Source organism: Streptomyces sp. NPDC093591 (genome assembly GCF_044764885.1).
GTDB lineage: Bacteria > Actinomycetota > Actinomycetes > Streptomycetales > Streptomycetaceae > Streptomyces.
In genome coordinates this window covers 117,144-132,774 of record NZ_JBIWIY010000026.1, presented here as the reverse complement: position 1 = coordinate 132,774, position 15,631 = coordinate 117,144, and the positions used below count along the sequence as shown (strand labels likewise).

The 15,631-nt window shown below is 70.9% G+C and carries 12 protein-coding genes; 5 read left to right on the top strand and 7 right to left on the bottom strand.

The genetic code is table 11. From position 1 onward, the window contains the following. Window positions 1-404: 404 nt before the first annotated feature. Window positions 405-1,193, bottom strand: coding sequence for a hypothetical protein (locus ACIREI_RS41695; RefSeq protein ID WP_403344961.1), 789 nt, complete (start codon window positions 1,191-1,193; stop codon window positions 405-407). A 163-nt stretch (window positions 1,194-1,356) separates the two neighbouring features. Next, window positions 1,357-3,030: a PucR family transcriptional regulator gene (locus ACIREI_RS41690; RefSeq protein WP_403344959.1), complete on the bottom strand. Its 1,674-nt coding sequence runs from the start codon at window positions 3,028-3,030 to the stop codon at window positions 1,357-1,359. 376 nt (window positions 3,031-3,406) lie between these two features. On the opposite strand from ACIREI_RS41690, the gene ACIREI_RS41685 reads away from it, so the two are divergent. The 5 genes from ACIREI_RS41685 to ACIREI_RS41665 all read left to right on the top strand — a co-directional run bounded on the left by ACIREI_RS41685 (window position 3,407) and on the right by ACIREI_RS41665 (window position 10,135). Beyond that, a complete protein-coding gene (locus tag ACIREI_RS41685; protein WP_403344957.1) occupies window positions 3,407-4,306 on the top strand; it encodes an FAD binding domain-containing protein in 900 nt (299 codons plus the stop codon). Beyond that, complete coding sequence (locus ACIREI_RS41680) at window positions 4,306-4,908, top strand: (2Fe-2S)-binding protein (protein ID WP_403344956.1); 603 nt, start codon at window positions 4,306-4,308, stop codon at window positions 4,906-4,908. Before ACIREI_RS41685 ends, ACIREI_RS41680 begins: the two co-directional genes overlap by 1 nt. A gap of 2 nt (window positions 4,909-4,910) precedes the next feature. Continuing rightward, window positions 4,911-7,295 carry a xanthine dehydrogenase family protein molybdopterin-binding subunit gene (locus ACIREI_RS41675; protein WP_403344954.1) on the top strand — a complete coding sequence of 795 codons (2,385 nt, stop codon included), beginning with the start codon at window positions 4,911-4,913 and terminating at the stop codon, window positions 7,293-7,295. A gap of 181 nt (window positions 7,296-7,476) precedes the next feature. Further along, window positions 7,477-8,934 carry an NCS2 family permease gene (locus ACIREI_RS41670; protein ID WP_403344953.1) on the top strand — a complete coding sequence of 486 codons (1,458 nt, stop codon included), beginning with the start codon at window positions 7,477-7,479 and terminating at the stop codon, window positions 8,932-8,934. Window positions 8,935-8,983: 49 nt separating this feature from the next. After that, window positions 8,984-10,135 (top strand): XdhC family protein, encoded by a 1,152-nt coding sequence (locus tag ACIREI_RS41665; RefSeq protein ID WP_403344951.1) that lies wholly within the window; start codon window positions 8,984-8,986, stop codon window positions 10,133-10,135. Here the strand turns inward: ACIREI_RS41665 and ACIREI_RS41660 are convergent. The 5 genes from ACIREI_RS41660 to ACIREI_RS41640 all read right to left on the bottom strand — a co-directional run bounded on the left by ACIREI_RS41660 (window position 10,087) and on the right by ACIREI_RS41640 (window position 15,573). Then, complete coding sequence (locus ACIREI_RS41660; protein ID WP_403344949.1) at window positions 10,087-11,391, bottom strand: lanthionine synthetase LanC family protein; 1,305 nt, start codon at window positions 11,389-11,391, stop codon at window positions 10,087-10,089. The genes ACIREI_RS41665 and ACIREI_RS41660 overlap by 49 nt on opposite strands. 32 nt (window positions 11,392-11,423) lie before the next feature. Beyond that, window positions 11,424-12,002: a class I SAM-dependent methyltransferase gene (locus ACIREI_RS41655; RefSeq protein WP_403344948.1), complete on the bottom strand. Its 579-nt coding sequence runs from the start codon at window positions 12,000-12,002 to the stop codon at window positions 11,424-11,426. Further along, on the bottom strand, window positions 11,999-12,439 hold the full coding sequence (locus ACIREI_RS41650) for an SRPBCC family protein (protein ID WP_403344946.1): 441 nt from the start codon (window positions 12,437-12,439) through the stop codon (window positions 11,999-12,001). Before ACIREI_RS41650 ends, ACIREI_RS41655 begins: the two co-directional genes overlap by 4 nt. Before the next feature lie 108 nt (window positions 12,440-12,547). Continuing rightward, complete coding sequence (locus ACIREI_RS41645) at window positions 12,548-13,969, bottom strand: family 43 glycosylhydrolase (protein ID WP_403344977.1); 1,422 nt, start codon at window positions 13,967-13,969, stop codon at window positions 12,548-12,550. Window positions 13,970-14,073: 104 nt separating this feature from the next. Further along, window positions 14,074-15,573, bottom strand: a complete 1,500-nt coding sequence (locus ACIREI_RS41640; protein WP_403344944.1) for a family 43 glycosylhydrolase — start codon at window positions 15,571-15,573, stop codon at window positions 14,074-14,076. Window positions 15,574-15,631: the final 58 nt, after the last annotated feature.

Below are 15,631 nucleotides of genomic sequence, written 5' to 3'. Positions count from 1 at the left end.
GGTGTCCGTCCTCGGTCCGGTGGTGGGCGTACTGCCAGGAGGTGCCGTTTCTTGACACCGGACTCTGCGGGCGGACACCCCCCGGCACGTCCCCTTCCCGCCGCGCGCGACTGCGGGCCCGCGGGGCTACGCGTTCGACCTCGTCCGGCGCCTTGCGGCGCCGGCCCGTGCATTTCAGCCTGCCCGGTGTTCGAAGACGAGACCACACCATCCCACCCACCCGTAGGGGGCTTCACCTCTCGGCGCCGGTCCAGGCACTTCAGCCCGTCCGGCGTTTGAGGACGAGGCCCGTTCAGGGCCGATGCGGGGGTCTGGGGGCCGCAGGTCCCCAGGGGGTTGGAGGGGCGGCAGCCCCTGGGGATGGGACGGGTAGGGGCGGCGGGGGCGAGGGACCCGGTCCGGCGTTACGCCGTGGCTGTTTCCGGGGCCGGTGGGGTGGGGGACAGTTGGCGGGCCAGCCAGGTGGGTACGCCGCCCAGGAGGCGGAACAGGCGGCGGGCCTCGTCGCGCAGCCGGGAGGCCTCCGGTTCGGTCTCCGCGTCGGCGAGGGACGCCAGCGCGGGGGCCGTGCCCACCAGGTAGCCCAACTCCTCGCGGATCCGGAGGGATTCGGCGAAGCCGTGCCGGGCCTCCGCCAACTCGCCGTCCCGCAGGGCGAGTCCGGCCAGATGGCGCCAGGTGAAGGAGAGGAGGAGCGGGTCGGCGTGGGCCGTCGCGCCCGCGTGGGCCCGGCGGTATGCCGCGCGGGCCGCCTGCGGGGAGCGCGCCAGGTTCTCCGCCAGGAGCCCCCGGCGGAAGTCGAGCAGGGCCCTGCCCGCCGCCCCCGGAGGGATCAGCGCCGCCGCCCGCCCCAGCGCGGCCCGCGCCTCGTCGGCCCGGTCGCGCACTCCGTGCAGTGTCGACGCGTACGCAAGTTGCCCGCGTTCACAAGCGGCCGCGCCCCGCTCGTCGTCACCGTGCGCGAGCGCCTCGGCCGTGCGCAGCGCGTCCTCGGCCTCCTCCCAGCCCTGCTCGGTGTAGAGACAGCGCTCCACCAGCAGCGACGCCCGCTGCAGCGCGGTCTGCGGGGTCACCGGCTGTAGCAGGGCCGCCGCGTCCGACCAGCAAGCGCGTGAGCGCAGCCGCCATACCGCGGTCTGGAGTGGATCGTCACCGGCGGTCGTTCCGTTACCAGACATGGCGGTATACGCCACCTCGCCCTCCCCGAGCACGCCATCGAGCTGTTGAGTGGTGGCGGCATCTCAGCATGGATCGCCGGGTTCGGCCAAGAGGGTGGGTGAAGGATTTCACAAAGTCGTGGGACAGCGGCGGCACTTGGTGCCGTCCGTTGCCGCTCGTGCGAGGTGTCGCGCGGGCTCAACTCATCCGCAATGCCAAGAAGAAATCCAGCTTGTCCTCCAGGCGGGACAGGTCCCGGCTCGTCAACTGCTCGATTCGCCCCACCCGGTAGCGCAGCGTGTTGACGTGCAGGTGGAGGCGGGTCGCGCAACGGGTCCAGGAGCCGTCGCAGTCGAGGAACGCCTCCAGGGTGGGGATCAGTTCGGCGCGGTGCCGGCGGTCGTAGTCACGCAGCGGGTCCAGGAGGCGGGCCGTGAAGGCCCGGCGGACGTCGTCCGGGACGAAGGGGAGCAGGAGGACGTGGGAGGCCAGCTCCTGGTGGCCCGCCGCGCAGACCCGGCCCGTGCGCGCTGCCGCGACGCGGCGGGCGTGCCGGGCCTCCTCCAGAGCGCCGCGCAGGCCCTCCGCCGAGTGCACCGCCGCGCTCACGCCGAGCGTGACCCGGCCGTCGCCGTCCAGGCCCGCCGACAGCGCGTCCCGGATCGAGTCGAGGAGCGTGTCCGCGTGGATGCCCGCTTCGGAGCCGTCGTGCTCCGAGGAGACCGCGGGGAGGGGGACGAGGGCGATGGCCTCGTCGCCGGTGTGGGCCACGGCTATGCGGTCGGAGGGTTCGGGGCCGGTCGCGAGCGGGTCGACCAGGATCTCCTCCAGGAGGGACTGGGCGATCGGGCCGGGTTCGGTGTCCTGGCCCTCCCACTCGACGCGGGCCACCACCACCTGCCAGTGCGGGGCCGCGCCCAGGCCGGGCAGGAGGACCGGTGCCGCCACCCGCAGGCGCGCGGCGATCTCGGCGGGGGCCGCGCCCGTCTGGACCAGTTCGAGGACCTCCTGTGCGAGGCGGCGGCGGACCGTGCGGGCTGCGTCGCGCCGGTCGCGTTCCACCGCGATCAGCTGGGTGACGCCCTGGAGCAGGTCGAGCCGCTCCTCGGGCCAGTCGCTCGCGTCCGCCTCCACGGCCAGCAGCCAGTCCGACAGCACCGTCTCGCGCACGTCCCGCGCCGCCCGCGGGGAGCGGGCGCCGCTGCGGATCGGGAAGAGCGAGTAGGCAGTGCTGCCGATGGTCGTGCGGTGCGGGCCGCGACGGGCTGTGCGGGCGGCCGAGAGGTGTTCCGCCGCCAGCTTCGCGCACATCTCCGCGGGGAGTGCCGGGCCCCCCTCCTTCGAGCCCGCGATGAGCCGCCCGGTCGGCGCCAGCACCCAAGCCCGCAGGTCCAGGTCCGAGCCCAGCAGGTCGAGGACGACGTCCGGGCCGCCGCCCGCAGGGCCCGACGTCATCATCCGGCGATGGCGGTCGACGACGGCCGCCAGGTCCCCGGCCCGCTCGCCGCTGACCTGCCGTACGACATGCTCGGTGATCGTCGCGAAGGCCACCGACTCGTGCACCGCGAAGAGCGGCAGGCGGTGCCGGGTGCAGGCCAGCACCAGGTCGTCGGGGATGTCACCCAGCTCGGCCTCGCCGGCCGCCAGCGCGGCCACACCGGCCTGCACCAGGATGCGCACGAAAGGCTCGGAGTCCGCGGCGTTCCTGCGCCAGGCCAGCCCGGTGAGCACCAGCTCGCCGCCCGAGAGATAGCGGCTGGGGTCCCTGAGGTCGGTGGTCATCACACCCCGCACGGTGCGGTCCAGCTCTTCCTCGCCGCCGAGCAGCTTGAGGCCCAGCGCGTCGGTGTCCAGCAGTGCGCGCAGCCGCATTCTCGTCGCCGCCGTTCTTTGTCTCGAAATCTACGATGGATCCAGGAGGGTGTGTCGTGAGCGGCCCGTCCGGCGGGCCGGTCCAGGGTGACTGCCGTCTCCCGAGCTGTGTCCCGGCTGTGTGCCTGGTCACACGGGGTGTGTCTCACGTTTCCACGGAAAAACGGGGAGGTTACTGGTGACCTCTGTTCATACGAATCTACAAGATGACCTCCCTGGCCAGCCAACTCCTTCATGGTTTCCGTGACTGACCCCGGTGGAGCACGGCGCTGTGTACTGACGTCAATGCGCGTTAACAGCACATGAACGAGCCGGGCCTGCCGCACCTGATCTGGCTCAAACCGTACGACCCACGAGACGAAGAAGAGAGCCGGTCATGGACTTCCTTCGCCCCGCCAGCTGGGAGGAGGCGCTCGCCGCGAAGGCCGAGCACCCCACCGCTGTGCCGATTGCGGGTGGCACCGATGTGATGGTCGAGATCAACTTCGACCACCGCCGGCCCGAGTACCTCCTCGACCTGAACCGCATCGGCGACCTCTACGAGTGGGAGGTCGGCGAGGACAGCGTGCGGCTCGGTGCCTCCGTCCCGTACAGCCAGATCATGGAGAGCCTGCGCGCCGAGCTGCCGGGCCTGGCCCTCGCCTCGCACACGGTCGCCTCCCCGCAGATCCGCAACCGCGGCGGCGTCGGCGGCAACCTCGGCACCGCCTCCCCGGCCGGCGACGCCCACCCCGCCCTCCTGGCGGCAGGCGCCGAGGTCGAGGTCGAGTCGGTGCGCGGCAGCCGCCGTATCCCGATCGACGAGTTCTACACCGGCGTGAAGCGCAACGCGCTGGCAGCGGATGAGCTCATCCGGGCCGTGCACATCAAGAAGGCCGACGGGCCGCAGCAGTACTCCAAGGTGGGGACCAGGAACGCCATGGTCATCGCCGTGTGTGCCTTCGGGCTGGCCCTGCATCCCGAGACGCGGACCGTGCGTACGGGGATCGGCTCGGCCGCCCCTACGCCGGTGCGGGCCAAGGCCGCCGAGGAGTTCCTGAACGCGGCGCTCGAAGAGGGCGGCTTCTGGGACAACGGCAAGATCATCACCCCGTCGGTCGCCAAGCAGTTCGCGGAGCTGTGCTCCGGCGCCTGCAACCCGATCGACGACGTCCGGGGCACGGCGAGCTACCGCCGCCACGCGGTCGGCATCATGGCCCGCCGCACGCTGACCTGGACCTGGGAGTCGTACCGCGGCACTGACGGCCGTACCAATCAGAAGGGGAGTGTCGCCTGATGCGCGTCAACTTCACTGTCAATGGACGTCCGCAGGAAGCCGACGACGTCTGGGAGGGCGAGAGCCTTCTGTACGTGCTGCGCGAGCGGCTCGGTCTGCCGGGGTCGAAGAACGCCTGTGAGCAGGGCGAGTGCGGTTCCTGCACCGTCCGGCTGGACGGTGTGCCGGTGTGTTCGTGCCTGGTCGCCGCCGGGCAGGTCGAGGGCCGTGAGGTCGTCACCGTCGAGGGGCTCGCCGAGTTCGCCAAGCAGCGTGCCGAGCACGGTGGATGTGCGACCGGTGCCTGCGGTACGGACGGGAAAGCGGGGACCTCGCTGCAGGACGCCCAGCAGTGGGCGGCCAAGGGGCAGGACTCGCAGACCGGCGAGGGCACCGAACTCTCCCCGATCCAGCAGGCGTTCATCGACGCCGGCGCCGTCCAGTGCGGCTTCTGCACGCCGGGTCTGCTGGTCGCCGCCGACGAGATGCTGGAGCGCAACCCGAACCCGACCGACGCGGACATCCGCGAGGCCCTGTCGGGCAACCTGTGCCGCTGCACGGGCTACGAGAAGATCATGGACGCGGTCCGCCTGGCGGCCGCCCGGCAGGGAGAGGCGGTCTGAGCATGCCCACCAACGGCGCTCCCACGAAGATCACGCAGGGCTCCCAGACCAAGGGCGGCATCGGTGAGTCGACGCTCCGCCCGGACGGCACCCTCAAGGTCACCGGCGAGTTCGCGTACTCGTCCGACATGTGGCACGAGGACATGCTCTGGGGTCAGATCCTGCGGTCGACCGTCGCGCATGCCGAGATCGTGTCCATCGACACGAGCGAGGCGCTGGCCATGGCGGGTGTCTACGCCGTCATGACGTACGACGACCTGCCGACCGAGGTGAAGAACTACGGCCTGGAGATCCAGGACACCCCGGTCCTCGCGCACGGCAGGGTACGCCACCACGGTGAGCCGGTCGCGATCGTCGCCGCCGACCACCCGGAGACCGCGCGCCGGGCCGCCGCGAAGATCAAGGTCGAGTACCGCGAGCTGCCCGTCATCACCGACGAGGCCTCCGCGACCGCCCCGGACGCGATCCTCATCCACGAGAACCGCGACGACCACCACAGCGGCCACGTCCCGCACCCGAACATCGTCCACCGCCAGCCGATCCTCCGCGGCAACGCCGAGGAGGCCGCCAAGAAGGCGGACGTGATCGTCAAGGGCGAGTACACCTTCGGCATGCAGGACCAGGCCTTCCTCGGCCCGGAGTCCGGCCTCGCCGTGCCGGACGAGGACGGCGGCGTCCACCTCTACATCGCCACCCAGTGGCTGCACTCCGACCTGCGCCAGATCGCGCCCGTGCTCGGCCTGCCCGAGAAGAAGGTGCGGATGACGCTGGCCGGCGTCGGCGGCGCCTTCGGCGGTCGCGAGGACCTGTCGATGCAGATCCACGCCTGTCTGCTGGCGCTGCGGACCGGAAAGCCCGTAAAGATCGTCTACAACCGGTTCGAGTCCTTCTTCGGGCACGTCCACCGTCACCCCGCCAAGCTCTACTACGAGCACGGCGCCACGAAGGACGGCAAGCTCACCCATGTGAAGTGCCGGATCGTGCTCGACGGCGGCGCGTACGCCTCCGCGTCGCCCGCGGTCGTCGGTAACGCCTCCTCGCTCAGCATCGGCCCGTACGTGGTCGACGACGTCGACATCGAGGCCATCGCCCTCTACACCAACAACCCGCCCTGCGGCGCCATGCGCGGCTTCGGCGCGGTCCAGGCGTGCTTCGCTTACGAGGCGCAGATGGACAAGGTGGCGAAGAAGCTGGGCATGGACCCGGTGGAGTTCCGGCAGCTGAACGCGATGGAGCAGGGGACGATCATGCCGACCGGGCAGCCGGTCGACTCCCCGGCCCCGGTCGCCGAACTCCTGCGCCGCGTCAAGACGATGCCGATGCCGCCGGAGCGCCAGTGGGAGAGCAGCGAGGGCGCGGACGTACGGCAGCTGCCGGGCGGCCTGTCCAACACCACGCACGGTGAAGGCGTCGTACGCGGTGTCGGTTACGCGGTCGGTATCAAGAACGTCGGCTTCTCCGAGGGCTTCGACGACTACTCCACCGCCAAGGTGCGCATGGAGGTCATCGGCGGCGAGCCCGTCGCGACCGTGCACACCGCCATGGCGGAGGTTGGCCAGGGCGGCGTCACCGTCCACGCGCAGATCGCCCGCACCGAGCTGGGCGTCACCCAGGTGACGATCCACCCGGCGGACACGCAGGTGGGCAGCGCCGGTTCGACGTCGGCCTCGCGGCAGACGTACGTCACGGGCGGCGCCGTGAAGAACTCCTGCGAGCTCGTCCGCGAGAAGGTCCTGGAGATCGGGCGCCGCAAGTTCGGCTCCTACCACCCGGCCTGGGCGACGGCGGAGCTGCTGCTGGAGGGCGGCAAGGTCGTCACCGACGGCGGCGAGGTCCTCGCCGACCTGGTGGACGTCCTGGAGGGCGAGGCCGTCGAGGTCGAGGCCGAGTGGCGGCACCGCCCCACCGAGGCCTTCGACCTGCGCACCGGCCAGGGCAACGGCCACGTCCAGTACTCCTTCGCCGCGCACCGCGCCGTCGTCGAGGTCGACACCGAGCTCGGCCTGGTCAAGGTCATCGAGCTGGCCTGCGCCCAGGACGTCGGCAAGGCCCTCAACCCGCTGTCCGTCCTCGGCCAGATCCAGGGCGGCACCCTCCAGGGCATGGGCATCGCGGTGATGGAGGAGATCGTCGTCGATCCCAAGACCGCGAAGGTCAGGAACCCGTCCTTCACGGACTACCTGCTCCCGACCATCCTCGACACGCCGATCATCCCGGTCGACGTGCTCGAACTCGCCGACGAGCACGCCCCGTACGGGCTGCGCGGCATCGGCGAGGCCCCCACCCTGTCGTCGACCCCGGCCGTCCTCGCGGCGATCCGGAACGCGACCGGGCTGGAGCTGGACCGGACGCCGGTACGGCCGGAGCACCTCACCGGCACGGCGTAAGGAACCCCCCAGAAACTCTCCGGGCGGCGCCGGGAACGTCACACTTCGCCGCGCCGCCCGGAGTACTCAGATCGTTCGTCTCGGGCCGTCCCCCGGGTCGTGCGGCCGAAGCACCTTCCCAAATCCCGTGGCCGCAAAGGCGGTTGACGGGGGCCCCTGTGAACCTTGGGAGTAGGCCCACATGACCCAGCAGTCAATGGAGCCCAGGACCACAGCCGAAGACGCGGGAGAAGGCACCCGCGTCCCGGCCGGCAGGTCCTGGCTCGACCGGTACTTCCACATATCCAAGAGAGAGTCCACGATCGCGCGCGAGGTGCGCGGCGGCATCACCACCTTCATGGCGATGGCGTACATCCTCCTGCTCAACCCTCTGATCCTGTCCGGCAAGGACGCGGCGGGGGACACCCTCGCCCAGAAGGCCCTGATCACCGCGACCGCGTTCGCGGCGGCCCTCACCACGCTGCTGATGGGCTTCTTCGGCAAGGTGCCGCTCGCCCTCGCCGCCGGCCTCTCCGTCTCCGGCGTCCTCGCTTCGCAGGTCGCCCCGCAGATGACCTGGCCGCAGGCCATGGGCATGTGTGTGATGTACGGCGTGGTCATCATGCTCCTGGTCGTCACCGGCCTGCGCGAGATGATCATGAACGCGATCCCGCTCGCGCTGAAGCACGCGATCACCATGGGCATCGGCCTGTTCGTCGCCCTGATCGGCTTCTTCAAGGCCGGCTTCGTGCACCAGGGCGAGGCCACCCCGGTCACCCTCGGCCCCGCCGGCGAACTGGCCGGCTGGCCCGTCCTGCTCTTCGCCGTCACGCTGCTCGCGATCTTCATGCTCCAGGCGCGGGGCATCCCCGGCGCGATCCTGATCGGCATCGTCGGCGGCACCGTCCTCGCGGTCGTCCTCAACGCGCTGAACGTCATCGATCCCAAGCAGTGGGCCAGCGGCGCACCCGAACTGCACGGCAGCGCCGTCTCCATGCCGGACTTCTCGATCTTCGGCAACGTCGAGTTCGGCGGCTGGGGCGAGGTCGGCGCGATGACGGTCGGCATGATCGTCTTCACCCTGGTGCTCGCCGGGTTCTTCGACGCGATGGCGACGATCATCGGCGTCGGCACCGAGGCCAAGCTCGCCGACGACAAGGGCCGGATGCCGGGCCTGTCCAAGGCGCTGTTCATCGACGGCGCTGGCGGTGCTATCGGCGGCGTGTCCGGCGCATCCGGCCAGACGGTGTTCGTCGAGTCGGCGACCGGCGTGGGCGAGGGCGCCCGTACGGGCCTGTCCTCGGTCGTCACCGGCCTGTTCTTCGCGGCCTGCCTCTTCTTCACCCCGCTGACGGCCATCGTGCCGGGCGAGGTCGCGGCGGCGGCCCTGGTGGTCATCGGCGCCATGATGATGATGAACGCGCGGCACGTGGACTGGTCCGACCGGGCCACGGCGATCCCGGTGTTCCTCACCGTCGTGATCATGCCGTTCACGTACTCGATCACGGCCGGTGTCGCCGCCGGTGTCATCTCGTACGTCGCCATCAAGGGCGCGCAGGGCAAGGCACGGGAGATCGGGGCGTTCATGTGGGCCCTGACAGGCATCTTCCTGGTCTATTTCGCCCTCAATCCCATTGAGAGCTGGATGGGCGTGCACTAGCAGGTCAGTGAACCGCCCTCCGCACAACCGCTGTCAAGGAGACCGAGAGATGTTGGACATCGCCGAAGAGCTGCACCGGTGGGTCGAGCAGGGACGCGACTTCGCCGTGGCCACCGTGGTGGCGGTCGGCGGCAGCGCACCCCGCCAGCCCGGCGCCGCGCTCGCGGTGGACGCCGACGGTACGGCCATCGGCTCGGTCTCCGGCGGCTGTGTGGAGGGCGCGGTGTACGAGCTGTGCCAACAGGCGCTGCAGGACGGCGAGACGGTCCTGGAGCGCTTCGGCTACAGCGACGAGGACGCCTTCGCCGTCGGCCTGACGTGCGGGGGCGTCATCGACATCCTCGTCACGCCGGTACGGGCCCAGGATCCGGCCCGCCCGGTGCTCGCGGCCGCGCTGCGGGCGGCCGCGGGCGGGGAGGCGGCGGCGGTGGCACGGATCGTGTCGGGGCCGGGCGAGCTGATGGGCCGGGCGCTGCTGATCCGGCCCGACGGCTCCCGCGAGGGCGGCTTCGGCGCCCACCCCGAGCTGGACCGCACGGTCGCGGCGGAGGCGGGCGCGTTCCTCGACGCGGGCCGCACCGGCACCCTGGAGATCGGCGAGCAGGGCTCGCGTTGCGGCGCCCCGCTCACGGTGCTGGTCGAGTCCTCGGTCCCGCCGCCCCGGATGATCGTCTTCGGCGCCATCGACTTCGCGTCGGCGCTGGTAAGGATCGGCAAGTTCCTGAACTACCACGTGACGGTGTGCGACGCCCGCCCCGTCTTCGCGACGAGGGCCCGCTTCCCGGAGGCCGACGAGATCGTCGTGGAGTGGCCGCACCAGTACCTGGAACGGACCTCCGTGGACGCCCGTACCGTCCTGTGCGTCCTCACCCACGACGCCAAGTTCGACGTACCGCTGCTGCGGCTGGCACTGCGCCTGCCGGTGGCGTACGTGGGCGCGATGGGCTCCCGCCGCACCCACCTGGACCGCAACGAGAGACTGCGCGAAGTCGGCGTCACCGACCTGGAGTTGGCAAGGCTGCGGTCTCCGATCGGGCTGGACCTCGGCGCCCGTACGCCCGAGGAGACGGCCCTGTCGATCGCCGCGGAGATCGTCGCCGACCGGCGTGGCGGGAGCGGGGCCTCACTGACGGGAGCGCACACGCCGATCCATCACGACGCGGTGTCGTCGCCGGCGGGGCGTATCGGGTCGGTGGCCTGAGCCCGGGGTACCGGCTGGTCGGGCCAGGCGAAGGCGTAGGCCGGGTCGCCGCCCCGGCCGATCCTGACGTGACGAAGGAGCTCGCGGACGATGCCCGCGTTGCCCATGGCCCACCCTGTCTCCGCTTCCAGGTCGCTCGGGGTGGCCCGGTGCTCGACGTTGGACCAGCGGGCGCCGTCGGCGTCGCGGGTGGCGTGGGCGGCGAGGTCGACGACGAGGATCTGGGCGAAATCGTGGCCGTCGCCCTGCTCGGCGATCCGGTCGCAGGCCAGCGCCAGCACGCCCGCCGTGCCGCAGCAGCGGCCGTGGTTGTCCCAGAAGCCGGGGTGCTCCCGGCGCGGCAGGCCGCAGTGCGTGACGGTGTGCCAGCAGCGGTCGGCCAGGGCAGCCCAGGCGGGGTCGGCGGTGATGTCCCGCAGCAGGCGGAAGACCTGGGCGTCACCGGTCGGGCCATGGCACCAGCCGTAGTTGTACCGCTCGACCACGTCGGGGCGGTGGTGCGGGTCGGAGTGGGGGACGAGGAAGCCGTCGGGCCCGTCCTCGTTGCGCGACACGACGTCCGCGGCACCGGCCAGGGCGAGTTCGACCAAGTCCTTTCGGCCGGTCACGTGGCCCACCGTGGCCAGCCCGTACACGATGCCGAGCGTGCCGTGCGAGATGTGGTGCATGCGCGCGGGCGCGCCGGGCCGATGCTGCCACTGGACCCCGGCCGGGGTCCGTTCGGCTGTGCGGGCATAGGGCTCCATTGCCTGGACGGCCAGGTCCTCCTGGCCGGTGAGGAGCGCACCGAGGCCGATGCCCGCGTTGCCGCCCATCAGCTCGAACAGCTCGCCCCACCGTGTCCCGTCGAAGCGTGACCGCACCAACTCCAGAGCCCGGTCGGCGGCGGCGCCGGCGGCGGTGTCACCCAGGGCGTCGTGGACGGCCCGCAGTGCGAGGGCCATTCCGGTGCGGCCGAAGTAGAGGGAGTCGTGGTCGTAGCTCTCGACGGAGTCCGCCAGACCGCGGGCCGCTCGACGGGCGGCGTCCGCGTAGGAGTCGTCGCCGAAGTGCCGCCATGCTTCCAGGAGGACCGGGACGACGCCCGCCGTACCGCCGTAGAGCAGGGGATCGGGCTCGTCGTCGGAGGGCCTCTTCGGCCATACGAGGCCGTCGCCCCCGCTGTCACGTGCGACGGACAGCAGCCACCGCAGACCGTCCACCGCCAAGGCCTCGACTTCGTCCGGCGCCAAGCTCGTTGCCCCTGTCTCGATCATGGCGCCACTCTGTCACGCTCGCCGCCCGGGACTCAGACCCGCAGCACGAAGCACCGCACCCCGCCCCCGTCGAGGTCGTAGGACTCCCCACGCCCCCACCCCTCCGTCACGGCCGCCACGTCCTCGGCCGTCACCCCGATGTACCGCCGCTCCTCGGGCAACCGCTCCGCCAGCGGCGTCGTCACCACCCACGCCCCGCCCGGCGCCAGCAGCCCCCGCACCCGTTCCGCGACCGCCCCCTTGTCCGTCATGAAGGCGAGGACCAGCCGCATCGTCACGAGGTCGAAGCCGGCCCGGGGCAGGCGCGCCGCGACCTCGGTGGCGTCCTCGAAGTCCAGGCGGCGTACGCGCAGGCGAGGCTCCAGATCCGCGTACCGGTCGCGGGCCGCCGCCACCGCAGCGTCCGCCCAGTCGACGGCGAGCGTGTCGTAGCCGAGCCCCGCGAGTGCGGCGGCGTACGTGCCGAGTCCGCAGCCGATGTCCAGGGCCCGGGCGCCGGCGCGTGGCCGTACCGCCTGGCCCAGCAGCCGCAGTTCCCGCTCCCTGACGCTCCGAAAGCCCCGTCCCCGGGCGAAGTGGTCCTCCCAGCGCGCCCGCGCGACCCGCGTCATGGCTGCCTCAGCAGCCGGTTCACCGCGCGCCCGAACACATACCGCGCCGTCCGCTCCAGTACGCCGTCGAACAGCGCCGGCAGCGGGCGTACCCCCAGCTCCTCGCGCCACACCACGCGCGCCCGCCCGCCCGGTCCCGGCCGCACCTCGATCTCGGCCCAGCCCGTCACCACCCTGCCCCGCTTCTCCAGCCGGCACAGACCAGGAGTCTCCTCACCCGGCGGCTCCCACACCGTGACCTCCATCGGGTCGCCGAACGAGAGCGGGCCGACTCCCGAGCGGGCCACGAAACGGGAGCCCACGTGGGTCGGCGGGGGAGTGGTGACCGTGACACGGGTCAGTGGGACCACCTCGCCGTGCCGGGGCCACTCCGTCAGACGGCGCCACGCCTCGTCGAGGGAGAGCGGAACCGTGCGTTCGAGGAGGAAGGTGACCACGGAGCGATCTTAGGGAATCGGGCTGTGGCTGCGGGGTGGCGGCGGGGTGGCGGCGCCGGCCGGTACGGGGACCGGCGGTGATCCACCGCTCCCCGTACCGGCTGCGCCTCACTGGGCGTAGAACGTGGCGTCCGCCCTGTCCGTCGCCGTGCTCAGTGCCTGCACCTGCAACAGGTACTCGAAGTGCCGGATGTAGCGCCCGGCGTAGTTGTACGACTCGTACGAGACGCCTGCCGAGTCGGACAGCCCGGCTCGCTTGTAGAAGCTCGCGTCGGACGCGAACGTCGCCGTCCCGTCGTTCTTCTCCACCCACACCTCGAAGTTCTTGTGCCGGAGGTAGTAGCCGGGGAAGTTGGTGGACTCCAGGGAGACCGTGCCGCTGCCCGCCAGGCCGGTGACCACGCGGAACTGCGAGTCGGCGAGCGGGGAGACGTTGGCCTCGATGCGGGCGCGGTACTCCCAGTGGCGCATGAACCGGTCCGGGAAGTTGTACGACGAGAAGCGCTGCGGCGTGACTCCGTCGGCCACCGGGATGCCGAAGTCGGGGGTGCCGTCAGCCTTCCAGTACAGCTTCTGGACGCGGGTGCGGCGGTTGGGGTCGTTGAGCGGGTCGCCGCTGATGTCCTTGTAGCTGCGGTCGTGGTAGACGAGGATGTCGCTCTTGCCGTCCTCGGAGACGGTGAAGGAGTTGTGGCCCGGACCGTACTGGCCGGTGGCGGCGTTGCTGGTGAACACCGGCGTGGCACTCTTGGTCCAGTTCGCCGCGTTGAGCAGGTCGGCGCTCGCGGAGGCGGACAGCAGTCCCAGGCAGTAGTTGCTGTCGGTGGCGCTCGCCGAGTACGACATGAACACCTTGCCGCCGCGCTGGATCACCGCCGGCCCCTCGTTGACCTTGTAGCCGACCGTCTCCCAGGAGTAGGTGGGCCGCGACAGCATCACCGGAGTGCCGGTGATGGTCCAGGGGTTGGCCATCTTCGCGAGGTAGATGTCCGTGTTGTTGTTCACGGACGGGTCGCGCTGCGCCCAGGACAGGTAGCGCACGCCGTTCACGACGAAGGTGGTGGCGTCCAGCGAGAAGCTCTCCCACTGGGTCTTGATCTGCCCCTTCTCCGTCCAGGTGGCGGTCAGCGGGTTGGCGCCGGTGCCCTCCAGGACGTACATGCGGATCGCCCATATGTCGTTGGTGGCGCCGGCGGCGAAGTAGACGTACCACTTGCCGTCGATGAAGTGGATCTCGGGCGCCCAGATGTGCGCGCCCATCACGCCGCTGGTGTGCTTGGTCCAGATGGTGACCTCCTGGGCCGTGGACAGGCCCTGGATGGTGGTCGCCCGGCGCAGCACGATGCGGTCGTACTCGGGGACGGTCGCGGTGAAGTAGTAGTAGCCGTCGGTGTGTTTGAAGATGTGGGGGTCGGCCCGCTTCTCGGCGATCGGGTTGGTGTAGGTCACGGCGGGGGAGGCGGGCACGGCGGCCTGGGCGGCGGGGGACGGGCCGACGAGGCAGGCCGCGAGGGCGACCAGGACGGCCATGAGCAGCCGTACGGCTATGCGTCTCAAGGGAGTTCTCCGGATCGGAAAGGGTGATCAGAGGGGGTGTCCGAGGGTGATCGGAGCGGGTGATCAGCGGGGGCGGATCACGTGGTGGGGACGAGCTTCCACTGCTGGCAGTTGTTGTTCAGCCACGTCCACTGCCGTACGTCGGTGCCGTTCGCGGTGCCGCAGTCGGCGACGTCGGCGACCTTGCCGGTGGACTCGTTGACGATGCGGACGTAGTCGCCGGTCGCGGTGAGGACGAGGCGGTAGCGCTGGCACTTGTTGTTCAGCCAGGACCACTGCCGGATGTCGGCGCCGTCGGTCGCGGAGCACTCGGCGGTGTCCATCACCTTGCCGGTCGCCACGTTGACCAGCCGGTTGGTGTCGTCGCCCAGGTCCTCCAGCTTCCACTTCTGGTTGGCGCCGCCGGTGCAGGTCCACTGGAAGATGTTGGTGCCGTCGGCGGTGTTCCCGCCGTTCACGTCGAGGCACTTGCCGCTGTTGCGGTTGACGAGGGTGTACGACGTCGGCGTCGCCGCCGTCTCGCCGGACGGGCCGGGCAGCGTGGTGCCGAGGGCGACGGGGGTGCCGAAGTTCGGGGTGCCGTCGGCGTTCCAGGTGAACTCCTGGGCGCGGGTGGTGCGTCCGTTGCCGCAGCCGCCGTTGGAGGCGGAGTTGGCGTGGTAGACGATCCAGTTCTCGGTGCCGTCGGGCGAGGTGAAGAAGCCGTTGTGGCCGGGGCCGTAGACGCCGCCCGCGTCACTGCGCTGGAAGACCGGCGTCTGCTTCTTGGTCCAGGACGCCGGGTTCAGCGGGTCGGAGCCGGTCAACTCCAGCTGCCCGAGCTTGTAGTCGGCGGTCTGGCAGGAGCTCGCGGAGTAGGTGAGGAAGGTGCGGCCGTTGCGGTAGAGCGGCTCGGGGCCTTCGTTGACCGGGCTGCCGGAGCGTTCCCAGTCCAGCGTCGGGCTGGAGATGATCGTGAAGGTGTTGCTGGCGAGGGTGTAGGGATTGCTCATCGGCGCGATGACCAGGCTCTGTGTACTGCCGTTGATGAACCCGCTGCCCAGCAGGTACAGCTTGTTGTTGGCCTGCAGCACACTGGCGTCGATCAGCCAGCCGCCCGGTGTGAGGTTGGAGCCGGTGAGCGAGCCCTTGTAGGTGTACGGCCCCATGGGGTCGGTGCCGGCGCTCTCCAGGACATGGGTCCGCTGCGAGTCGCAGCAGGCGACACCGCTCTGGCCGGCCGAGTAGTACACGTACCACTTGCCGCCCAGGAAGTGCATCTCCGGCGCCCAGAAGTTGGTGTTGCGGGTCGACGTGGTGTCCGCGTACACCTGCACGTTGGGCGCGGTGGCCAGGCCCGCGAGGGTCGGCGACTTGCGGATGCCGAGGATGCCGGTGAACGTCGTGGTGATCAGGTAGTAGTTGCCGTCGTGGTACTGCAGCCAGGGGTCGGCGCCCTTGAACGACTTCAGCGGGTTCGTGTACGGGCGGCCGTCCGCCGCGGACGCCGGTTGCGTGGTCGCCACCAGGGCGAGGAGGGCCGCGAGTACGCAGAGGATCAGTGATCTGCGGCGCTTCCTCAGCGGTGGGTGAGACATCCGGGGCATACGAGACCGTCCCTGTCCGTAATTTCGAACGGAGTTCGTGATTCCGATC

Excerpts from the sequence above, each read along its gene's own strand:
- ACIREI_RS41690 (WP_403344959.1), bottom strand. The coding sequence starts at position 3,030 with ATGCGGCTGCGCGCACTGCTGGACACCGACGCGCTGGGCCTCAAGCTG.
- ACIREI_RS41685 (WP_403344957.1), top strand. The coding sequence starts at position 3,407 with ATGGACTTCCTTCGCCCCGCCAGCTGGGAGGAGGCGCTCGCCGCGAAG.
- ACIREI_RS41680 (WP_403344956.1), top strand. The coding sequence starts at position 4,306 with ATGCGCGTCAACTTCACTGTCAATGGACGTCCGCAGGAAGCCGACGAC.
- ACIREI_RS41675 (WP_403344954.1), top strand. The coding sequence starts at position 4,911 with ATGCCCACCAACGGCGCTCCCACGAAGATCACGCAGGGCTCCCAGACC.
- ACIREI_RS41670 (WP_403344953.1), top strand. The coding sequence starts at position 7,477 with ATGACCCAGCAGTCAATGGAGCCCAGGACCACAGCCGAAGACGCGGGA.
- ACIREI_RS41665 (WP_403344951.1), top strand. The coding sequence starts at position 8,984 with ATGTTGGACATCGCCGAAGAGCTGCACCGGTGGGTCGAGCAGGGACGC.
- ACIREI_RS41660 (WP_403344949.1), bottom strand. The coding sequence starts at position 11,391 with ATGATCGAGACAGGGGCAACGAGCTTGGCGCCGGACGAAGTCGAGGCC.
- ACIREI_RS41655 (WP_403344948.1), bottom strand. The coding sequence starts at position 12,002 with ATGACGCGGGTCGCGCGGGCGCGCTGGGAGGACCACTTCGCCCGGGGA.
- ACIREI_RS41645 (WP_403344977.1), bottom strand. The coding sequence starts at position 13,969 with ATGGCCGTCCTGGTCGCCCTCGCGGCCTGCCTCGTCGGCCCGTCCCCC.
- ACIREI_RS41640 (WP_403344944.1), bottom strand. The coding sequence starts at position 15,573 with ATGTCTCACCCACCGCTGAGGAAGCGCCGCAGATCACTGATCCTCTGC.